At 63.3% G+C, this 19,082-nt stretch carries 18 protein-coding genes; 10 read left to right on the top strand and 8 right to left on the bottom strand.

Annotated elements, in window-relative coordinates; all coding sequences use genetic code 11:
* Positions 1–23 precede the first annotated feature (23 nt).
* The 3 genes from RSO67_RS08860 (at position 24) to RSO67_RS08870 (ending at position 2,719) form a co-directional block, all read left to right on the top strand.
* Positions 24–1,784 (top strand): adenylate/guanylate cyclase domain-containing protein, encoded by a 1,761-nt coding sequence (locus RSO67_RS08860; protein ID WP_315843178.1) that lies wholly within the window; start codon positions 24–26, stop codon positions 1,782–1,784.
* 166 nt (positions 1,785–1,950) lie between these two features.
* The gene (locus RSO67_RS08865; protein ID WP_089265306.1) at positions 1,951–2,196 is read left to right on the top strand and encodes a hypothetical protein; all 246 of its coding nucleotides are present in this window, start codon (positions 1,951–1,953) and stop codon (positions 2,194–2,196) included.
* Between the two features lie 322 nt (positions 2,197–2,518).
* Positions 2,519–2,719 (top strand): cold-shock protein, encoded by a 201-nt coding sequence (locus RSO67_RS08870; protein WP_068734210.1) that lies wholly within the window; start codon positions 2,519–2,521, stop codon positions 2,717–2,719.
* A 280-nt stretch (positions 2,720–2,999) separates the two neighbouring features.
* Here the strand turns inward: RSO67_RS08870 and RSO67_RS08875 are convergent, their stop codons facing one another.
* Both RSO67_RS08875 and RSO67_RS08880 read right to left on the bottom strand, forming a co-directional pair.
* Complete coding sequence (locus RSO67_RS08875; RefSeq protein ID WP_410001877.1) at positions 3,000–3,569, bottom strand: hypothetical protein; 570 nt, start codon at positions 3,567–3,569, stop codon at positions 3,000–3,002.
* A 179-nt stretch (positions 3,570–3,748) separates the two neighbouring features.
* Positions 3,749–4,213, bottom strand: coding sequence for an Lrp/AsnC ligand binding domain-containing protein (locus RSO67_RS08880; RefSeq protein ID WP_315843179.1), 465 nt, complete (start codon positions 4,211–4,213; stop codon positions 3,749–3,751).
* A gap of 112 nt (positions 4,214–4,325) precedes the next feature.
* Between RSO67_RS08880 and putA the strand changes: the two genes are divergently transcribed.
* The 3 genes from putA to RSO67_RS08895 all read left to right on the top strand — a co-directional run bounded on the left by putA (position 4,326) and on the right by RSO67_RS08895 (position 9,520).
* Positions 4,326–7,328: a bifunctional proline dehydrogenase/L-glutamate gamma-semialdehyde dehydrogenase PutA gene (putA, locus tag RSO67_RS08885; RefSeq protein ID WP_315843180.1), complete on the top strand. Its 3,003-nt coding sequence runs from the start codon at positions 4,326–4,328 to the stop codon at positions 7,326–7,328.
* Positions 7,329–7,529: 201 nt separating this feature from the next.
* Entirely contained in the window at positions 7,530–8,735 is a 1,206-nt protein-coding gene (locus RSO67_RS08890) for a CoA transferase (protein WP_315843181.1), read from the top strand.
* A 218-nt stretch (positions 8,736–8,953) separates the two neighbouring features.
* Positions 8,954–9,520 carry a fasciclin domain-containing protein gene (locus RSO67_RS08895; RefSeq protein ID WP_315843182.1) on the top strand — a complete coding sequence of 189 codons (567 nt, stop codon included), beginning with the start codon at positions 8,954–8,956 and terminating at the stop codon, positions 9,518–9,520.
* A gap of 70 nt (positions 9,521–9,590) precedes the next feature.
* Here the strand turns inward: RSO67_RS08895 and RSO67_RS08900 are convergent, their stop codons facing one another.
* The 3 genes from RSO67_RS08900 to RSO67_RS08910 form a co-directional block, all read right to left on the bottom strand.
* Positions 9,591–9,749: a hypothetical protein gene (locus RSO67_RS08900; protein WP_176454609.1), complete on the bottom strand. Its 159-nt coding sequence runs from the start codon at positions 9,747–9,749 to the stop codon at positions 9,591–9,593.
* Between the two features lie 12 nt (positions 9,750–9,761).
* A complete protein-coding gene (locus RSO67_RS08905; RefSeq protein ID WP_315843183.1) occupies positions 9,762–11,255 on the bottom strand; it encodes a hypothetical protein in 1,494 nt (497 codons plus the stop codon).
* Between the two features lie 94 nt (positions 11,256–11,349).
* The gene (locus RSO67_RS08910; RefSeq protein ID WP_315843184.1) at positions 11,350–12,324 is read right to left on the bottom strand and encodes a hypothetical protein; all 975 of its coding nucleotides are present in this window, start codon (positions 12,322–12,324) and stop codon (positions 11,350–11,352) included.
* Positions 12,325–12,498: 174 nt separating this feature from the next.
* Here RSO67_RS08910 and RSO67_RS08915 point away from each other — a divergent pair, with 174 nt between their 5' ends.
* The gene (locus RSO67_RS08915; RefSeq protein WP_315843185.1) at positions 12,499–13,110 is read left to right on the top strand and encodes a glutathione S-transferase family protein; all 612 of its coding nucleotides are present in this window, start codon (positions 12,499–12,501) and stop codon (positions 13,108–13,110) included.
* A gap of 128 nt (positions 13,111–13,238) precedes the next feature.
* On the opposite strand, the gene RSO67_RS08920 is transcribed toward RSO67_RS08915, so the two are convergent.
* From RSO67_RS08920 to RSO67_RS08930, 3 genes are read right to left on the bottom strand one after another with little or no spacing between them, the layout of a single operon-like run.
* A complete protein-coding gene (locus tag RSO67_RS08920; protein ID WP_315843186.1) occupies positions 13,239–13,736 on the bottom strand; it encodes a TPM domain-containing protein in 498 nt (165 codons plus the stop codon).
* Positions 13,736–14,617, bottom strand: coding sequence for a YgcG family protein (locus RSO67_RS08925; protein WP_315843187.1), 882 nt, complete (start codon positions 14,615–14,617; stop codon positions 13,736–13,738). Before RSO67_RS08925 ends, RSO67_RS08920 begins: the two co-directional genes overlap by 1 nt.
* Before the next feature lie 24 nt (positions 14,618–14,641).
* Positions 14,642–15,250: a LemA family protein gene (locus tag RSO67_RS08930; protein ID WP_089265314.1), complete on the bottom strand. Its 609-nt coding sequence runs from the start codon at positions 15,248–15,250 to the stop codon at positions 14,642–14,644.
* Between the two features lie 188 nt (positions 15,251–15,438).
* Here RSO67_RS08930 and RSO67_RS08935 point away from each other — a divergent pair, with 188 nt between their 5' ends.
* From RSO67_RS08935 to RSO67_RS08945, 3 genes are all read left to right on the top strand, one after another.
* Positions 15,439–17,001, top strand: a complete 1,563-nt coding sequence (locus RSO67_RS08935) for an AMP-binding protein (RefSeq protein WP_315843188.1) — start codon at positions 15,439–15,441, stop codon at positions 16,999–17,001.
* Between the two features lie 141 nt (positions 17,002–17,142).
* A complete protein-coding gene (locus RSO67_RS08940; protein WP_175368385.1) occupies positions 17,143–17,646 on the top strand; it encodes a helix-turn-helix transcriptional regulator in 504 nt (167 codons plus the stop codon).
* Positions 17,643–19,049, top strand: coding sequence for an MATE family efflux transporter (locus RSO67_RS08945; protein ID WP_315843189.1), 1,407 nt, complete (start codon positions 17,643–17,645; stop codon positions 19,047–19,049). The genes RSO67_RS08940 and RSO67_RS08945 overlap by 4 nt, the downstream gene beginning before the upstream one ends.
* Positions 19,050–19,082: the final 33 nt, after the last annotated feature.

A 19,082-nucleotide genomic window follows, 5' to 3' on the forward strand; every position in this document is an offset into this window, starting at 1 on the left:
GCGTCTCGCCGTAGGGTTTCGCCATGGACGCCTCGCTCAATCCCGCCAGCAACCTGCCCCGGACGGCCCCCGCCACCGCGTGGTGGCGCGGCATCGGGCTGCGCCAGGTCCGGCTGGTCTGCGGACTAGTACTATTCACCTATCTGCTCAGCCATTTCCTGAATCACGCGCTTGGCAATATCTCGCTCGACGCGTTGCAGACCGGCGTCGTCATTCATGCCGGCTTCTGGCAGTTTTTTCCGGTCGCGGTGACCTTCTACTCGGCGGTCACGATCCATGGCGTGCTCGGCATCTGGGCGCTGTTCGAACGCCGGCAGTTCCGCTGGCGAGCCGTCGAGCCGCTGCAACTGGCACTCGGGCTCAGCATTCCCGCACTCATCGTCGGCCATGTGGTCGCCGTCCGCCTGGGAGAAAACCTGTACGACATCAATCGCAGCTATCCTCAGGTGTTCTATGGCTGGATCACCTCGCCCGCGAAGACGTGGTCGATGTATCTCGTGGTGGTCGTCGCCTGGCTGCACGGCTGCATCGGGCTGTATTTCTGGCTGCGGCTGAAAGCCCACTTCAAGAGCCTCGCGCCCTATCTTCTGTCGGCTGCCGTGCTGATCCCGACACTGGCACTGCTCGGCATCTTTCAGGGCAAGCGTGAGGTCGAGGCCAAGCTGGCATCGCCGCAATGGCAGGCCGAGAATTTCGGCCCGGACCGGATGGGCACCGTTCCACAGCAGCAGACACTGGGCGACATCACCGACGATCTCCTGATCGGCTACCTCGCGCTGCTCGGTATCGTGCTCGCGGCCCGCGCTATCCGCATGGTCGTCGAACGCCGCGCCGGGATGATCAATCTGTCCTATAGCGACGGTCGCAAGCTGCGCGTCCCTCTCGGCTTCAGCGTGCTGGAAGCGAGCCTGCGTCATCGCGTGCCGCATGCCAGCGTCTGCGGCGGACGCGCGCGCTGTTCGACCTGCCGCATTCGCGTCACCAGCGGTGTCGAGACATTGCCGGCACCATCCGCGCGCGAAGCCTTCGTGCTGAGCAGGATCGGCGGCGCTGCAGACCCCGCGGTCCGGCTGGCCTGCCAGTTGCGACCGACAGCCGACCTCACCTTCGTTCAACTGTTCGCGCCGCAGGTGACCAGCGCGAATGCTCACGCATCGCAGCCGGCGCGGATCGGCCAGGAGCGTTATCTCGTCTGCATGTTCGTCGACATGCGCGGCTCGACCATGCTCGCCGAGAAGCGGCTGCCTTACGACACGGTGTTCATCGTCAACCGTTTTCTCGACGCCGTCTCGCGAGCTGTGATCGCAAGCGGCGGCAAGCCCAACCAGTTCATCGGCGACGGCGAGCTGGCGCTGTTCGGCCTCGCCTGCGATCCGCAGACCGCGTGCAGACAGGCGCTGCAGGCAGCACGGCTCATCGCCGAAAATATCGACGAACTCAATCGCGCCCTCGCCCATGACCTGCCGCAGCCGCTGCGTTTCGGCATCGGCATTCACGGCGGCGAAGTCATCGTCGGCGATATCGGCTATCGCGACCACATGGTGTTCACCGCACTCGGCGATGCGGTCAATGTCGCTGCGCGCCTGCAGGACATGACCAAGAGTCTCGCTTGCGAAGTCATCATCTCCGAGGAAGTAAGCACCACTGCAGGCCTGGCGGGTGACGCGCTGCCACAACAGGACGTCGCGATCCGCGGTCGCGCCGCGCCGATGAATGTGCGCACGATCACAGACGCCAAGGTACTTTCATCTCTCGTGACCAGCGACATGGTTTCCGCGCTTTAACGCTGTTCCTGCAGGGCGCACCTGCTTTGCCTGCCTGAACAAGCATTCAGAAAATTCCTACAGAATTTCTTCGAACCCGCTCCGAAATCGATGCGACGAATTTGCGATGGATCGAACAGACAGATCCCGCAACCAGCGCTTCGCGCATCACTGAAGGAGAATGACCATGTTTCGCAAACTCGCACTTGCATTCGTTGCAGCAGCTTCCCTCGGCGCGATGGCGCTGACGCCGTCCACCGCATCGGCCCATGGCTGGGGCTGGCATGGCCATCACCACCACTTCCATGGCGGCGGCTTCTACGGCCCCACTTTCGGCATTGGCTATGTCGGTGGCGGCGGTGGATGCTATGTGAGCCGCCGCGTGATGACGCCCTACGGCCTGCGCTGGCGCACGGTTAACGTCTGCTACTAATCCTCGCATGAGGGCTGCGAACCCCGGCCGTCTCGGCCGGGGTTTTGCATTGCAGCGATATCACTCGCGTGCAGATAACAACGCATGGTCGTATCGCGGCTGAGCCTGGCACTCTGCTTTTGCGACCTTCCGCCGCGTCGGAAACATCCTGAAGAGCGACGAATCCCGGCAAATTGGACAGAGAACGGTCGGTTTGGACGATTTCTGCACGCCGTTTGAGCTATCAAGCTTGGCAATCCGCGGGTAACGTGCGCATGTCGGATATGCCGGTTTGCGGGGACCGGCAGTTCGTTATCGATTTTGATCCCGCGGAGACGACGTGATGACTAAAGGCACTGTGAAGTGGTTCAACCCGACGAAGGGTTATGGATTCATCCAGCCGGCGAATGGCGGCAAGGACGTGTTCGTTCATATTTCGGCAGTTGAGAAGGCTGGCCTTTCGACACTGAACGAAGGACAGACCGTTGAATTCGAGGAAGTTGCCAACCGCGGCAAGACCTCGGCCGAGAACCTCAAGGTCTGATGCATCTGGTTTGATACCAGTGTGATCCGGCTGCTTCCCCGAAGTTTTCCAGATCACGCCTCAACAATGTAGAGCGCATTCGGCACGAGCGGTTTCCTCCAAAGGGGCACCTCTCCTGCAACGCAATCAGTTTCACGCAGGATTGCGCTAATTCGATCCGCGGTGTGCGCTCTAGCCTAACTCCAAAAGTCCGAGCTGAGATCTTTCGAGGTCCGCTCCTTAGAGCCGCCAGTTGACGTGACGCAGGCCTCAGCGACGCGACGGCGTTCCATTCCCTGCTTCAGTTTTCCTTGACCCACTGATCGGCCGGCTTGACGTCCGGCAGCTGTGCATAGCCGCGCGTCCACATGTCGACCACCCATTCGGTGCCCGTCGCGCGGTCCAGCAGCACGGCGGTATTGTGCGGCGTCTGCAGCACCAGCGCATTGCCGCGATAGCGCGGATTGCCCACCGTGTGATGCTTCAGCAAACCCCAGTCCTGGATGATCAGCAGCAGGCTGGTGACGTTGCGCGTCGTGTCCCAGCAATCGAAATTGTGCTTGTCGTCGAAATAGCGGAAATCCGCATTGGCGATCCGCTTGTCGGTACCAAGCACCGGGCCGACGCGGCGATCCCACCACACCACTGCCTTCTGCACGGCAGCGCGCTCCGCTGCGGGCGACGCCTTGCCTGCGGCGAGAAGCTTGGTGAGCGCAGCCCTGTCGGCCGGCGTGAAATCGAAGGCGTGGCGACGCCGGCAGACGAAGCCGTAGCAGATGGTCATGGAACCGGCAGATGGCGGGTAGATCGACACCGACGTGTAGAGATCGCTGACCTCGCGGGACATCTCGATCGCGCGGGCATGCGACATCGAGAACAGGCCGGTCACTGCGATGACAGCTGCCGCCATCAGAATACGAAAATCGGCGACACGAAGATTGAAGTAGCCTGCCCGCATGATTTGCTCCGAGAGAAACGCGCGGAAACCTAACGCAGGGTCTCCACGCTGCCAAGACAACGGCAAGGCAACGGCGGCGTTATCCCGGCTCGCTATCCCACCGGCAGCGGTGCGTCGCGCTTCACTTCTTCCATGACGGCGTAAGTGCGGCTCTCGCGCACGCCGGGCAGCGCCAGCAGGCTTTCGCCGAGAAAGCGACGATAGGCGCTCATGTCGGCGACGCGCGCCTTCACCAGATAATCGAAACCGCCGGCCACCATGTGGCACTCCAGCACTTCCGGCGCGAGCCGCACCGCGCGGGCGAAGCGTTCGAACACATCCGGCGTGGTCTTGTCGAGCAGCACCTCGACGAACACCAGCAGGCCAAGGCCAAGCATCTGCGGATTCAGCCGCGCGCCATAGCCTTCGATATAGCCGTCGCGCTGCAGTCGCTTCAACCGCTCGCCGATCGAGGTCGCAGACAGGCCGACCTTCTCAGCCAGCTCTACATTGGCGATTCGGCCGTCAGCCTGCAGGACGGCGAGGATTTTCCGGTCAATCTTGTCGATGTCACTCATATCGGGTGTATAGCACGACAATTTCCGGATTATCTAAGGTAAAATTGCAACATCTCCTATCGAACTACGGACAGACCGGGATTAAGCTTGCAGAATGTCCGAGGAAATGCCCATGCCGCCCGATTTCATACCTCCCTTCAGCACTCCCTATGCACCGGATGATGGAGCCATCGCCGCCGGGCTTCTGGCCGGCGCAGCCATGACGCCCGCCCAGGACGCGCGGATCGACGCAACGGCCACGCGCCTGATCGACGCGATCCGCGCCAAGGACGACCGCTTCGGCGGTGTCGAGGACATGCTGCGGGAATATGCGCTCTCCACCAAGGAGGGCCTGGCGCTAATGGTGCTGGCCGAGGCGCTGCTGCGGGTGCCGGACGCGCGCACCGCCGATGCCTTCATCGAGGACAAGCTCGGCCAGGGCGATTTCATCCATCACGAGACGAAATCGAGCGCCTTCCTGGTCAACGCGTCGGCGTGGGCGCTCGGCATCTCGCAGCGCGCGATCCAGCCCGGCGAGACGCCGACGGGCACGCTGGGCCGGCTGGCGAAGCGGATCGGCCTGCCTGCGGTGCGCACCGCGACGCGGCAGGCGATGCGGCTGATGGGCAGCCATTTCGTGCTCGGGGAAACCATCGATGCGGCGCTGGCCCGCGCCCGCGCACCGTCCGAGCGCCCGGCACGCTACTCTTTCGACATGCTCGGCGAAGGCGCCCGCACTGCCAACGACGCGCAGCGCTATTTCGACTCCTACGCCTCGGCCATCTCGGCCATCGGTCACGCCGCGGGCAACAGGCCTCTGCCCGACCGGCCGGGTATCTCGGTCAAACTCTCGGCATTGCATCCGCGCTATGAGGCGGTGAGCCATCAGCGCGTGATGCGCGAACTCGTGCCGCGCCTGATCGCGCTGGCGCAGCAAGCAAAGAGCTATGACCTCAATTTCACCGTCGATGCCGAAGAAGCCGACCGACTCGAATTGTCGCTCGACGTGATCGATGCGGCTTTTGCCGATCCGTCGCTGGCGGGATGGGACGGCTTCGGGCTTGCGATCCAGGCCTATCAGAAGCGCTGCGCCGATGTGATCGACCACATCGACGCGCTGGCGCGCCGACATAACCGCAAGATGATGGTGCGGCTCGTCAAGGGCGCCTATTGGGACACCGAGATCAAGCGTGCGCAGGAACGCGGGCTTATTGGCTATCCGGTGTTCACGCGCAAGGCGATGACCGACCTCAACTACATCGCCTGCGCGCGAAAACTGCTGGCCTTGCGCCCGCGCATCTTTCCGCAATTCGCCACGCATAATGCGCTGACGGTCGCGACCATCCTCGAACTGGCTGGCACCGGCGGCGGCTACGAATTCCAGCGCCTGCATGGCATGGGCGACGCGCTTTACGATCAACTCGGCAAGGACCATCCCGCTATCCGCTGGCGCACCTATGCGCCGGTCGGCAGTCATCGCGATCTGCTGGCCTATCTGGTGCGGCGGCTGCTGGAGAATGGCGCGAACTCATCTTTCGTGGCGATCGCGGCCGATGACGCTGTGCCGGTCACGACGCTGCTGCAGCGACCGGCCGCGATCATCGGCGCGCTCGACGCTGCACGACACGCGAAGATCCCGCTGCCAGCCGATCTCTACCGACCGGAACGCACCAATTCACGCGGCATCGAATTCGGCGAACGCGCGGCGTTGAACAAATTGCTGGCCGAGATTGCGGCCAGCAAGCCAGACGTGGACAAGGTCGCCGATGCCAATGCCGAGCAGGCAAATGCTGCGGTGACGGTAGCGCGCACAGGCTTTGCATCATGGAGCCGCACGCCGGCTGAAGACCGCGCGGCAATCCTCGACCACGCTGCCGATCTTCTGGAACAGCGCCGTGCGTCCTTCATCGCATTGCTGCAACAGGAAGGCGACAAGACGCTCGATGACGCGCTGTCGGAAGTCCGCGAGGCCATCGACTTCTGCCGCTATTACGCCGCGCAAGGACGCAGGCAATTCGGCACTGGCCAGACGATGCCCGGACCAACCGGCGAGAGCAACGTGCTGAGCATGCGTGGCCGCGGCGTCTTCGTCGCCATCTCGCCGTGGAATTTTCCGCTGGCGATCTTTCTCGGCCAGGTGAGCGCCGCGCTGATGGCGGGCAATACGGTCGTCGCCAAGCCGGCCGAGCAAACGCCACGCATCGCGGCGCAAGCCGTAAGCCTGCTTCACGAAGCCGGTGCGCCAACGTCAGCACTGCATCTGATCCAGGGTGACGGCCGCATCGGCGCCACGCTGGTGGAGCATCCCGCCATTGCGGGCGTGGTGTTCACCGGCTCGACCGAGGTGGCACGATCCATCAACCGCGCCCTCGCCGCCAAAGATGGCCCGATCATACCACTCATCGCGGAGACCGGCGGCATCAATGCGATGATCGTCGATGCAACGGCCCTTCCGGAGCAGGTCGCCGACGATGTGGTGATGTCCGCATTCCGGTCGGCCGGGCAGCGCTGCTCAGCGTTGCGGCTGCTGCTCGTGCAGGACGATGTCGCCGACCGCATGATCGAGATGATCGTAGGGACGGCCCGGGAACTCAAGCTGGGCGATCCCGGTGATGCCGCCACCCATATCGGTCCGGTGATCGATGCCGAGGCCAAGCAGAAACTCGATGCGCATATTGCGCGCATGACGACTGACGCACGCGTGCACCTTGCGGGCACGGCACCTGCAGGCAATTTCGTCGCGCCGCATATCTTCGAACTGAAGAGCGCGCGGCAACTGACCAAGGAAGTGTTTGGACCGATCCTGCATGTGGTGCGTTACCGTGCGTCGGAGTTCGATCGCGTGTTGCAGGACATTGCGGACAGCGGCTTCGGGCTCACGCTTGGCGTGCATTCGCGGATCGACGATATGGTTGAGCGCGTGATCGCGCGCCTGCCGGTCGGCAATGTTTATGTGAACCGCAACATGATCGGCGCCGTGGTCGGCGTGCAACCCTTCGGCGGCTTCGGCCTGTCCGGCACCGGGCCGAAAGCCGGCGGCCCGCATTACCTCGCGCGCTTCGCCACCGAACAGACGGTGACGATCAACACCGCCGCCGCGGGTGGCAATGCAGTATTGATGACGGGTGAAGAGTAGCGCCCTCTCCCGTCTCGATCGCGCTCCACGCGCTCGATCCACCCTCTCCCGCGGCGCGCAGCAGCGCTGCGCTGGGGGAGAGGGGAAGAGCGTTGCATCACCCATCGAAGATGGGTCAAATGCGCTACCGGATTCCAGATGGAATTAAATTCCGGCAGACGGCAAGAACAACACGCAGAACAAGAGCGATGGGAGTGACGTATGGAAGACGGTCTGTTCAAGGGGCTGAAGGTGCTGGACTGCGCGAGTTTCATCGCCGCCCCGGCCGCAGCCACAGTGCTGTCCGACTTCGGCGCCGACGTCATCAAGATCGAACCGCCCGGTGCCGGCGACCCCTATCGCAATCTGCCCAACCTGCCCGGTTATCCCAAGAGCGAGCACAACTATGCGTGGATGATGGAGAGCCGCAACAAGAAGAGCCTCGCGCTCGACCTTGCCAAGCCGGAAGGCCAAGCGGTGCTCTACAAGCTCATCGCCGAGACGGACGTGTTCATCACCAATTTCCCGCCGCCAGTGCGCAAGCGCCTGAAGATTGCCTATGAGGATATCGCACCGCTGAACGAGCGGCTGATCTATGCCTGCTTCACCGGCTATGGCGACAAGGGCGCGGAAGCCGACAAGCCCGGCTTCGACTCGACGGCGTGGTGGGCGCGCTCCGGCATGATGGATCTGGTGCGGGCGGACGAGGACACGACACCCGCGCGTTCGATCGCCGGCATGGGCGATCATCCCTGCGCCATGGCGCTGTATGGCGCCATCGTCACCGCGCTCTACAAGCGCGAGAAGACCGGCAAGGGTTGCCAGGTGAAATCCAACCTGATGGCCAATGGCGTGTGGTCGTCGAGCGTGCTGGCGCAGGCCAAGCTGGTCGGCGCCAAATTCGAGAAGCGCCGCTCGCGCGAGGAAGCGCTCAATGCCGTCACCAATCACTACAGGTGCCGCGACGGTCGCTGGATCATGCTGTCGCTGCTTGCCGAGGAGCGGCAATGGCCGGCTTTCACCAAATGCCTCGGCCGCGACGACCTGCGCGACGATCCGCGCTTCGCAACCAAACCTGATCGCCATGCGCGCTCGGTCGAACTGATCGAGATCCTCGACGAGGTGTTCGCGACCCGCGACCTCGCCGACTGGCGCGAGCGGCTTGACGGCAACGGCCTCGTGTTCGGCTTCGTCGGTATTCTCGACGACATCCCGAACGATCAGCAGATGAAGGACAACGATGTGCTGATCCCGTTCGAGGGAACCGACATCCTCACCATCAACAGCCCGATCTGGATCTGTGGCGAGACCAAGCGCAAGCCGCATCTGCCGCCATCCATCGGCCAACACAGCGACGAGATCCTGCGCAATGCGGGCTTCAATGATGCCGATATCGCGTGGTTGCGTGCTTCCGGCGCGGTAGCATAGTCGCGCAAGCCGCGGACTACGAAGCCCGCGCGAAAGAGTTTCAAATTGCGATGCGGCCTGTGATCACGAAGTGGTCACAGGCCGACCTGAAACCGCCTCCCCTAAAACGCGTAGCTGGTCTCGTTAGCGCAACAGGCACTCGCCATGTCGCGCGGCAACGAGATCACCACGCCTGCGGATTCCCCGCCGGCGACGCCACTGTCAACCGGGAGACGACCATGTCCAAGAAGCGCATTGCACTGCTGTCATTCGCCGCCTTCAGCACGCTGATGATTTCGGCGAGTTTCCTCGAGCCCGCTGCTGCCAAGATGATGAAGGGCGAGAACACCGTCATGGTAGGCGGCGCCGCGATGTATCCATCGAAGAACATCGTCGAGAACGCGGTCAATTCGAAGGATCACACCACGCTGGTCGCCGCCGTGAAGGCCGCCGGCCTCGTCGATACGCTGGCCAGCCCCGGTCCGTTCACCGTGTTCGCGCCGACCAATGCGGCATTCGGCAAGCTGCCAAAGGGCACTGTCGGCACACTGGTGCAGCCGGAGAACAAGGCAACGCTCACCAAGATCCTCACCTATCATGTGGTGCCGGGTAAGCTTGCGGCTGCCGATCTCACCGATGGCAAGAAGCTGACCACCGTCGAAGGAGAGCAGCTCACCGTGAAGCGTTCGGGCGGCAAGGTCATGATCGTCGACGCCAAGGGCGGTACCTCGACCGTGACGATCCCGAACGTCAATCAGTCGAACGGCGTGATCCACGTGGTGAATACTGTGCTGATGCCGGGCTAACCGTTCCAGAGAGCATTCTGAATTGGCCTACTTCGCCTCTCCCTGTCTGCGGGGAGAGGTGCTTTTTTGACTACCGCGCCAGCAGCCAGCCGAAGAAGCCGAGCCCGAGCAGGACGGCCACACCGATCGCCCAGACGCTGACGCGGATGCTGCTCGTCGTCTGCTGCTTGCTCTCGTTCTCGGCGATCGCGATGTCGCGTTCCTTGATCTCTTTGTCGGTCTCGTTCATCGCGTCCTCATTTCATTGCACGAAACACATGCCGATCGCAGACGACGCATCCGCGCCAATCTGCTGACAGGCGAGACCTTCGGCACAGGTCCAGGATGCGAAGCTCTTATCCGCGACGCCCTTCTGCTTCGATCGATAGCATGTCGCACCCCAGCCATCGAGGAGAGGCGATCCCGCAAGTTCATTGGTACCACGCATCTGCGGCCGGTCGGAGAAACCGCGTGAAAAGTCCGCCGCCTTTCCATCGCGCATCGCCATGACGATATCGCGACGGCGGGGCTGGTCACCGATGAAATGCGGCGATGCCGGAACCGTTCCCTGCGATTGGTCTGCCAGCGTATCCGCGCCTGGAAAATGGAAGCCACCGATGCCGCGGATCTGGTGGCAGCCGCCGCATGTGATGTCGTTCAGCCGCCGCGCAAAGCCGGCCGGCGAGCGGATATTCTCCAAGGCGCTGCCCTGCGATGCGGCTCGTTCCAGCGCGCTCACGACGTCGCGGTCGCTGAACACACCCTTCCCCTTGCCATCCATCAACCCGAACTCGGGCTGCAGGGCCGACAGTGCAAAGCCAACCGGTGTTGACGCCAACGACGATGTCGCGAGGAATTTTTCGGGGATCAAAGCCGTACCGCGATCGAAGCTGTGCAGATTATCGGGCGAGAGCAGCCAGTCGCGAAACGCGCGGCCGAGCGCCGTATCAGCCAGCAACCGGTCGCGGTCGATCTGGTTCTCCATAGGTGCTGCGCGAAACTGCTTCGCACTGGCATCGAAGCGAAACACGTTCTGCAAATAGTCGGTGCGGAATTCCTGCGTATCGGATTTCGGTCGATGCGCGATCTGCAGATTGGTCTCGATGCGATCGATATGCGCGGCTGTGATTGTCGCAAGCGGGCCATCCGGTTTCAGCAAGCGATCCGCACGTGCGGCGCCAGTCGCGGTGAACGACGCAGAGTCGAGCCAGCGCCTGGCGAGATCCGCGCATGTCACAGACATATCGTTCGGGTCCTTCGCACGAAGCACGAGATTGAGCGTCATCGGCAGGCGTGGCGGCGTTGTGCCGGCGGCCGTGCGCGTGAGGCGATAGATCAGCCTGATCTCACCGCAGGTATCCGGCGCGACATAGGCCCGGTCCATGCGATTGACGACGCCGGCAAGCACGAACCGCGCGTCGGGCGATGTCAGCATCGCCTGGTCGAACAGTTGCACGTCGTGGCCGGGGCCGACGCCCACGCGCGGCTGGTGCTTCTGATGATCGGCGAGATAGCGCGCAAAGGCATCGTCCAGCGCCGCGCGGATTTGTGTCATCGCAGGCAGAGCAAACAGCGCGTCGTTGGGGATCGGCGTTGTCCGCGCGGGATCGAGCAGTTGCGCGAGGCCGAAGCCGCGTGTCTCGAGTGCCCGGAGCGCTCCGGGATCGGTGACGGCGAGACCATTACCCTCGTCGGCCCGCGCGACGGGAGCCACGAGGCAGAGCAGCACGGCGATGAAGCTCAAGCGAAGTCGCACGGCGCTATCCCAGACGTCACGTCGAGAAGCTAGCGCAAAACAAAGGCCGCTGCACCAGCAGCGGCCTGAACGCATTCGTCGCTAGAAGGGTGGATCAGCGGGCGACGATCAGGCCCTTGGAGGTGACCACCGTCCAGCGGCCGTCCTGCTTGCGGATCGCATCTATACGACCAAGACCGGGAACCGGATCACCGGCATAGACTTCGAAGATTCCGGCACGGCCCTCGATGGTGGCGCCGCCGCCGGCGATGTCGATGATGCGCCAGCCTTCGACCATGGGCAGGCGTGCAACTTCAGGCTTGGGTGCGGGGGTCGGTACCGGGGCGTTGATCGAACCCGTGACTTCCTTGGCCGGTGCGGAGGCAACCGGTGCAGGGGCCGGCGCGGGCGCAGCTGCAGGAGGCGGCGTGGTGCGCAGCTTTTCGACGGTCTCGCTCAGCTTGGCGAGTTTCGCGGCCGGTTCGGCCTGCGCCTTCTCAAGCTTGTCGAGACGATCGGCAGACTTCGCGCGCGCCGCAATGGACTGCTTGGCGTTGCGGTCGACCTCGGCCTTGAGCGCCGAGAGTTCGCCGTCCAGGCGAGCGATATGGTCTTCCAGTGCCTGATTGGTCGACTTGGTATCGTCGGCGGCAAACAGCTTGCCGAGGCCCGACATGGCGACCGAACCACCAACCGCGCCGACGGTGATACCCAGCGCGATCATCGCGGCGATGGCCAGCATCCGGCTGCGGCCAGCCTTCTCTGCCGACTCAATCTTCGGCTCTGAATTGACGAAATCTTCCCAGGAGTGCTCGCGCGATGCACTCTCGCGGGATGCGCCATCATGCGGGCCGCTCTCGCGGGAGGGAGCCATGATGGTGATCCGGCCGGGCGCTCCAAGCTTCGGCGCTTCCCTCTTTGGCATCTGGGCGGGGCGGTCAGCACCGCTGCGCTCGTCGCCCTGCTCCGGTGCGAGCTTCGGCGAATCCACATGGATGTCAGCATCGTGGGAACCGGCCGCCGCCGCGGCGCCGGTGTCGACGTGATCGCCGCTGACGTCTGGGGTGGAATCGGCCTTGTGCTCGCTCACGATCAAATTCTCCGGAATAGATGAACACTTTGGTAACTTTCATTGCTTGCCAAATCCTTACCGGTTGCCGTGCTTACGAAAATTTCACCTCTTGTCCGGCGGCAGGAACCGTTGCTTGACGCGCACCCGCCCCGCCCGCACAACACCTGCAAACAGAACAATCGGGGAAACGTCATGAAGCTCTACGATTCCATCGGACCGAATCCGCGCGTGGTGCGCATGTTCATGGCCGAGAAAGGCATCAGCCTCCCCGTCCAGACCGTCGATCTTGCGGGTGGCGAGAACCGCGAGCCCGCGCATCTGGCGCGCAATCCGCATGGGCAGATGCCGACGCTCGAACTGGACGATGGCGCCTATGTGTCCGAAACGGTCGCGATCTGCGAATATGTCGAGGAGATGCATCCGACGCCGCCGCTGATCGGCACCACGCCCGAGCAGCGCGCCGAGGCGCGGATGTGGCGGCAGCGCGTCGATCTCAACATCTGCCAGCACATCGCCAACGGCTATCGCTTTTCGGAGGGATTGAAGCGCTTCGAGACACGTATCGTCTGCGTGCCCGAAGGCGCGCCGGGCCTGAAAACAATCGCCATCGACCGGCTGCGCTGGCTCGACGGACAGATGGGCGGCAAGACCTTCATCTGCGGCGAGCGGTTCACCATGGCCGACATCGTGCTGTTTTGCTGGCTCGATTTCGCCGACAAGGTGAAGCAGCCTTGGGACCGGGGCAATGCGAGGATCGCAGCGTGGTTCGAGCGGGTCGGTGCGCGGGAGAGTGTGAAGGCGTAACTGGCGCTCTGACACAAAACTCCGTCATGGCCGGGCCTGTCCCGGCCATCCACGTCTTTATTCGTTTTGTTGCCAAGGCGTGGATACGCGGGACAAGCCCGCGCATGACGGCTGAGAGGGCGTAACGGCTACAGCACCACCGGCGCATCCGGCAGTTCGTTCACCGAGCCGGCATCGCGCGGAAAATGCGCCGCCAGATGCCGCGTCACCGCATCGATCCCCTTGATCACACCGCGCTCGAAATGCCCGGCGCGAAACTCCGCTTCCATCATCTGGCAGATGGCTTCCCAGCCGGCTTTGCCGACGCGGGCATCGATGCCGCGGTCGACCACGATCTCGACATCGCGATCGGCGAGCAGCAGATAGATCAGCACGCCGTTGTTATGCGCGGTGTCCCAGACACGCAATTGCGCGAACACGTCGATGGCGCGTTCGCGGGCGGATTGATTGCGGAACAGTGGGGCACCGTCCAGCGCGCCTTCGACCACGAAGCGGATCTGGCCGGCATGGCTGGCCTCGGAGGCCTTGATGGCCTGTTCGATCCTTGCGAGCGATTGCGGCGGGAACGCCTTGCGGACCCGCGAGCGATTGCCGAGCAGATGGTTGCCGATGCGTTTGAGGCTCATCACCAACTCCCCGAAGCGCCGCCGCCACCGAAACTGCCGCCGCCTCCACTGAAGCCGCCGCTGCTCGATGAACTCCCTGATGACCAGGAACCGCCGCCGCCCCCGATATAGCCACCGCCGCGACGTCCACCGCCTCCGCCGCCCGACATGAGGGCCTCGCTGATCAGCGTAAAGAAAAACGCGACCGCGCCGAGAATGCCGCCGAACAACAGGCTGCCGGCGACCAACCAGACCACCGCGGTGACGAGCCCGCCGGTGGCCAATGAGCCGAACAGCCGGCCGAAGATATTACGCAGGATACTGCCGAAGATCAGAACGCCGAACAGCAGGAACGGCGCATATTCCATGATCTGATCGAGGGCATTCGAATTGCCCTTCCATTCATCCGGCGCCGGCAGCGGCTCGCCATCGATCACCTTGATGATCTGATTGACGCCGGCCGTGATGCCACCCGCGAAATCGCCGGTCTTGAAGCGCGGCGTGATGATCTCGTCCATGATCCGTTTTGTCGTGACGTCGGTCAGCGCGCCTTCGAGGCCGTAGCCGACTTCGATGCGGAGCTTGCGATCGTCCTTGGCGACCAGCAGGATCGCGCCGTCATCGACTTTCTTGCGGCCAATCTTCCAGGCTTCGGCAACGCGGATGGAGTATTGCGCGATGGCTTCTGGCGCCGTGGTGGGCACGATCAGCACCACGATCTGGCTGCCCTTGCGCGACTCGAAATCACGCAGCGTGCTGTCGAGCGACGCCCGGTCGGACTCGCTCAACGTCATGGTCTGATCGACCACGCGCCCCGTCAGAGCCGGCACGGCCACATCGGCCAGAGCGACGGCGCTCCAGCACAGCAGCAAGGTAAGCAGACAGGCTTTGATCGCCTTCATCGGATCGGCCTGATCGGCACCGGTCTATTTCGCGGGCGCCGGCGTCGGGTTGAAGTCGACCTTCGGTGCGGTCGAAATCTCGCTCTCATTAGCGACCGAGAAATTCGCCTTCTCCTTGTAGCCGAACATCATGGCGGTGAGATTGTTCGGGAAGGTGCGCACGCCGACATTATAATCCTGCACCGACTTGATGTAGCGGTTGCGCGCCACGGTGATGCGGTTCTCGGTGCCTTCGAGCTGCGACATCAGATCCTTGAACAGCGCGTCTGACTTGAGCTGTGGATAGTTCTCGGTGACCACGAGCAAGCGCGACAGCGCGCTGGAGAGTTCGCCTTGCGCGGCCTGGAATTTCTGCAGCGCGGCGGGATCGTTGACCACATCAGGCGTCGCCTGCACCGAGCCGACCTTGGCGCGTGCATTTGTGACGCCCAGAAGAACGTCTTTCTCCTGCTGCGCGAAGCCCTTCACGGAATTCACGAGATTCGGCACGAGGTCCGCGCGGCGCTGATACTGGTTGACCACTTCCGACCAGGCCGACTTGACCTGCTCATCATTGGTCTGGATCGCGTTGTAACCGCAATTGGTCAGGCTGAGGGTCGCCAGTGCTGCCAGCACGGTCAAAAACTTGCGCATGAAATTCTCCTGTGACGCGGCTCAAATGGCTCGACCGCTTCTAGCACAGGCAAACGACGAAAGCCGCCACAAGTTCATCGCGAATGCTGCAATGCCCATACGGGTTTATGTTTGCATGCCCGGCATTCATTGTTAGCCTTGCCGCAACCATCGGCCCACAGAAGCCGAGGACATTTGGGGAGGTTTCCATGACGGACGTGCTCAACGCGTTTCCGACGGTCGGGGCGCAGACCTTGCGGGCGCTGGCGCGCTATCCGGATCGCATCGCTTTCAGCTGGCCCGGCGGCACCATCACCTATCGCGGCACCACGGACCTGATCGCGCGACTGCAGAATGTGTTCATGAACCTCGGCGCACAGCCCGGCACCAAAGTGGCGTTGCTGACAGCCAATCGCGCCGACACCTGGTGCGCCGGTGTCGCCGCACAACTGTCGCGTTTCGCAATCTCCTGGCTGCATCCGCTGGGCTCGATGCAGGACCAGGTCGACCAGATCGAGGATGCCGGCTCGACCATCCTGATTATCGACGCCGACAATTTCCTGCAGCGCGGCGGCGAACTGGCGACGCGCGCCCAGGGCCTGCAGCATGTGTTCACGCTCGGCCGTGCAGACTACGGCATCGATCTCCTGAAAGTCGTCGGTAATGGCGGCAGCGCCACCGCGCGGGACTTCGCTGTTATCGATGACATCGCGGTGCTGAACTACACCGGCGGCACCACCGGCAAATCGAAGGGCGCCTTGCGCCGGCACCGCGAAGTATCGGGCTTTGCCAGCGCTATTCTCGCGGATTTCGAGATTCCGGATCGGCCGAGCTATCTCACGGTGGCGCCGATCAGTCATGTCGCCGGCACCAAGGTGCTACCGACGCTGATGCGCGGAGGCACTGTACATATGCTGAAAGGGTTCGATCCCGAGGCCGTGCTCAAGACGATCGAGCGCGAGCGGATCAATTTCACGCTGTTCGTACCGACCATGATCTATGTGCTGCTCGACAATCCCGCGCTGTCGAAAACCGACCTCTCCTCGCTCGATCTCGTGCTTTACGGCGCCTCGCCGATGTCACCAAGCCGGCTGGTCGAAGGCATCGAGCGGATCGGGCCGGTGTTCTCGCAGCTTTACGGGCAGACCGAATGCTATCCGGTGTCGGTGCTGCGCAAGACGGATCATGATCCGAGGAAGCCCGAGCTGTTCTTGTCCTGCGGCTTCCCCATCGCAGTCTGCGACGTCCGCATCCTCGACGATGACGACCAGGAAGTCTCGCCCGGCGAGGCCGGCGAGATCTGCGTCCGCGCGCCGCACGTGATGAAGGAATACTGGAAGCGGCCGGAGCAGACCGCAGAGACGCTGAAGAATGGCTGGCTGCATACTGGCGACATCGCCCGCGCCGACGAGCGCGGCTACATGTTCATCCTCGACCGCAAGAAGGACATGATCGTCTCCGGCGGCTTCAACATCTTCCCGCGCGAGATCGAGGATGTGCTCACCACCCACGCGGATGTGGCGATGTGCGCCGTGGTCGGCGTGCCCGACGACAAATGGGGCGAAGCCGTCACCGCCATCGTGGTCGCCCGCGGCGGCGCGAAGCCGAATGCGGATGAGCTGATCAATCTGGTGAAGACCCGCAAGGGTTCGGCCCATGCGCCGAAGCACATCAAGTTCGTGACCGAATTGCCGATGACCGGCGTTGGCAAGATCGACAAGAAGGCGCTGCGCGCAAGCTTCTGGGTCGGGCGCGAGCGGATGGTGGGGTAAGGGGCCAGATCTCTCCGCACCGCCAGGCCCGTCATTCCGGGGCAGACCGAGCGCGCAGCGATCGGGGTGAACCCGGAATGACGATGGGAAGACACCACCAAGTGACTTGCATGATGATAGTTACTCCCCTATCTTCCCACTATGGAGCGCAAGAGTTTCGAGAAACTGGAATGCCCGGTTGCCCGCAGCCTTGAGCGCGTCGGCGAGTGGTGGAGCATTCTAATCATGCGCGATGCCATCTACGGCATGACGCGGTTCGACCAGTTCCAGAAGAACCTCAACATCGCGCCGAACATGCTGACCCGCCGGCTGGCAGTCCTTGTCGAGGCCGGCCTGCTGGAGAAGCGGCTATATTGCGAAAAGCCGCCGCGTTACGAATATATCGTGACCCCGCGCGGCCGGGATTTCCGTTCCGTGCTGTGGTCGCTGCAAAGCTGGGGCAACCGGCACTTCGCGCCTGAGGGTGAAAGCGTTGTTCTGATCGACAAGGAGACCGGCGAGACCGCCGATCCCATCCTGGTTGACCGCCGTACCGGCAAACCAATCACCGAAGCCACCCACGCCAACGCCCCCGGTCCTGCCGCCAGCGCACGCGTGCAACGGCGGCTCAGCAAACCGCGCCCGCAGAAGGACGGATCACCATGAAACTGGAACCGCCGCAGGCCATCGTCGCCGCCACCGCCGCGCCCGTCCACGAGATGAACCCGCGGACGCGCATGCTGCTGCAGGCGCCGATCGCTTCCACGCTGGTCAAGCTGGCCTGGCCCAATCTGCTGGTGATGCTGGCGCAGGCCTCCACCGGCCTGATCGAGACCTGGTGGGTGTCGCATCTGGGCTCTGATGCGCTGACCGGCATGGCCGTGGTATTTCCCGGCTTCATGATGATGCAGATGCTGTCGGCTGGTGCCATGGGCGGCGGTATTTCCTCAGCGATCGCCCGCGCGCTCGGTGCAAGGCGCACCGACGATGCCGAGGCGCTGGTGATGCACGCGACCCTTATCAATATCCTGCTCGGCCTCATCGGCTCGGCGATCTTCCTGATCTGGGGCCGTGCGATTTACACGGCGATGGGCGTCAGCGGCGGCGCACTGGACGCGGCCATGCAGTATTCCAACGTGGTATTCGGCGGCAGCGTGCTGGTCTGGCTGATGAACGGCTTTGCCAGCATCATCCGTGGCACCGGCAACATGCTCGTGCCGTCGCTGTCGATCTGTATCGGCGTGGTGCTACTGATCCCGCTGTCGCCGCTGCTGATCTTCGGCTGGGGTCCGATCCCCGCACTCGGCATCGCCGGCGGCGGCTGGGCCGTGGTGCTGTCGACCTTCACCGTCGGCGCGGTGCTCGCAGGCTACATCCTCTCCGGCCGCTGCATCGTGCATTTCAAGCTGGCGCGGCTGCGCTGGGATCTGTCAGCCGACATCCTGCGCGTCGGCGCCATCGCCGCGGTGATCTCCCTGCAGACGAGTTTCACGGTGCTGCTGACCACCGCACTGGTCGGAGGCTTCGCTGGCGGCGATGCTGTTGCCGGGTTCGGCACGGGCGTGCGGCTGGAATATCTGATGGTGCCATTGGCGTTTGGATTTGGCGGACCGCTGGTCGCCCTGGTCGGCACCAATATCGGCGCGGGACAGGAGCAGCGCGCCCTGCGGGCGGCGCTGATCGGCGGCGGCATGGTGTTCGTAATCACCGAAACCGTCGGCCTTGCGGCCGCGATCTGGCCGGCCGCCTGGCTCGGCCTGTTCGGGTCGGATCCACAGATGATCGAGACCGGCAGCGCCTATCTGCGCATCGTCGGTCCGGCATATGGCTTCTTCGGTCTCGGCCTGTCGCTGTATTTCGCCTCGCAGGGCGCCGGCAAAATGCTCTATCCGCTGCTGGCCGGCGTGCTGCGCCTCCTGATCTCCATCGGCGGCGGCTGGCTGGCGCTGCGGCTGACGGGATCTCTGACCTGGCTGTTCGCCTGCCTGACCTTCGCGCTGGTCGTCTACGGCACTATCATCGTCACGGCGGTGGCGTCCGGGACCTGGTTCAAGACCAATCCGGTCTGACGGCGATGTAATCACCTGACAGCCATGTAATCG

Source organism: Tardiphaga sp. 709, assembly GCF_032401055.1.
Taxonomy (GTDB): Bacteria; Pseudomonadota; Alphaproteobacteria; order Rhizobiales; family Xanthobacteraceae; genus Tardiphaga.

What these genes read in the sequence shown, in the direction of transcription:
- RSO67_RS08860 (WP_315843178.1), top strand. Translation starts at nt 24, where the DNA reads ATGGACGCCTCGCTCAATCCCGCCAGCAACCTGCCCCGGACGGCCCCC.
- RSO67_RS08865 (WP_089265306.1), top strand. Translation starts at nt 1,951, where the DNA reads ATGTTTCGCAAACTCGCACTTGCATTCGTTGCAGCAGCTTCCCTCGGC.
- RSO67_RS08870 (WP_068734210.1), top strand. Translation starts at nt 2,519, where the DNA reads ATGACTAAAGGCACTGTGAAGTGGTTCAACCCGACGAAGGGTTATGGA.
- RSO67_RS08875 (WP_410001877.1), bottom strand. Translation starts at nt 3,569, where the DNA reads ATGTCGCATGCCCGCGCGATCGAGATGTCCCGCGAGGTCAGCGATCTC.
- RSO67_RS08880 (WP_315843179.1), bottom strand. Translation starts at nt 4,213, where the DNA reads ATGAGTGACATCGACAAGATTGACCGGAAAATCCTCGCCGTCCTGCAG.
- putA (WP_315843180.1), top strand. Translation starts at nt 4,326, where the DNA reads ATGCCGCCCGATTTCATACCTCCCTTCAGCACTCCCTATGCACCGGAT.
- RSO67_RS08890 (WP_315843181.1), top strand. Translation starts at nt 7,530, where the DNA reads ATGGAAGACGGTCTGTTCAAGGGGCTGAAGGTGCTGGACTGCGCGAGT.
- RSO67_RS08895 (WP_315843182.1), top strand. Translation starts at nt 8,954, where the DNA reads ATGTCCAAGAAGCGCATTGCACTGCTGTCATTCGCCGCCTTCAGCACG.
- RSO67_RS08900 (WP_176454609.1), bottom strand. Translation starts at nt 9,749, where the DNA reads ATGAACGAGACCGACAAAGAGATCAAGGAACGCGACATCGCGATCGCC.
- RSO67_RS08915 (WP_315843185.1), top strand. Translation starts at nt 12,499, where the DNA reads ATGAAGCTCTACGATTCCATCGGACCGAATCCGCGCGTGGTGCGCATG.
- RSO67_RS08920 (WP_315843186.1), bottom strand. Translation starts at nt 13,736, where the DNA reads ATGAGCCTCAAACGCATCGGCAACCATCTGCTCGGCAATCGCTCGCGG.
- RSO67_RS08925 (WP_315843187.1), bottom strand. Translation starts at nt 14,617, where the DNA reads ATGAAGGCGATCAAAGCCTGTCTGCTTACCTTGCTGCTGTGCTGGAGC.
- RSO67_RS08930 (WP_089265314.1), bottom strand. Translation starts at nt 15,250, where the DNA reads ATGCGCAAGTTTTTGACCGTGCTGGCAGCACTGGCGACCCTCAGCCTG.
- RSO67_RS08935 (WP_315843188.1), top strand. Translation starts at nt 15,439, where the DNA reads ATGACGGACGTGCTCAACGCGTTTCCGACGGTCGGGGCGCAGACCTTG.
- RSO67_RS08940 (WP_175368385.1), top strand. Translation starts at nt 17,143, where the DNA reads ATGGAGCGCAAGAGTTTCGAGAAACTGGAATGCCCGGTTGCCCGCAGC.
- RSO67_RS08945 (WP_315843189.1), top strand. Translation starts at nt 17,643, where the DNA reads ATGAAACTGGAACCGCCGCAGGCCATCGTCGCCGCCACCGCCGCGCCC.